The sequence below is a fragment of the Lysinibacillus sp. FW301-JW8 genome (assembly GCF_058788755.1).
Genome location: NZ_JBYTBB010000162.1, coordinates 1 through 517, shown reverse-complemented (window position 1 = coordinate 517; position 517 = coordinate 1). Strand labels below are relative to the sequence as shown.

Sequence of the window (517 nt, the reverse complement as noted above, 5' to 3'; positions counted from 1 at the left end):
CCCCACTTTGTGAGCTTTTCATTTGTTATCGCTCGATGGATAATCTCGTTTCTCGATAGTCGCCAATACCCTTTTCTTGAATAGGCTATTTTCATCGCATCATCATGGTCAATTCCATATTGACGTAGTTTCGCATATTTCGTTTTTGGTTTCTTCCATCTCTTCAAGATGAGTTGACGCAATCGATGGTTTAACCAACCTTGTATTTCTTTTATGAAGGCTTTCATATTGGCAATTCCATAGTAATTAATCCATCCAACCGTTGTTTGATTGATTCTTTTCACAATCTCTTCAAACGTTCCTGCTATTTTTCGATTCGTTAATTTTCTTAATTTATCTTTGAATCGTTGTTTAGCGGATTTACTCGGTCGGCATCCAACTTTCCCATTAAGTTTTGTATGTTAAAACCTAGGAATGTAGCGCTTGTTGCACCGCATACTTTACTTTTCTTTTCATTAATCGTTAGACCTAAATCTTCTCCGATATATTTCTTCACACTTGCCATGACACGTTCTCC

Annotated in this window: 1 protein-coding gene and 1 pseudogene; both read right to left on the bottom strand. The window is 36.8% G+C overall.

Annotated features, from left to right (window positions below; translation table 11 throughout):
- The coding region (locus AC3WOM_RS26735; protein WP_492449231.1) for a group II intron maturase-specific domain-containing protein at positions 1-308 on the bottom strand (308 nt) is incomplete at its 3' end.
- A 20-nt stretch (positions 309-328) separates the two neighbouring features.
- Positions 329-517: pseudogene (locus AC3WOM_RS26730) on the bottom strand (group II intron reverse transcriptase/maturase); the annotation flags it as partial.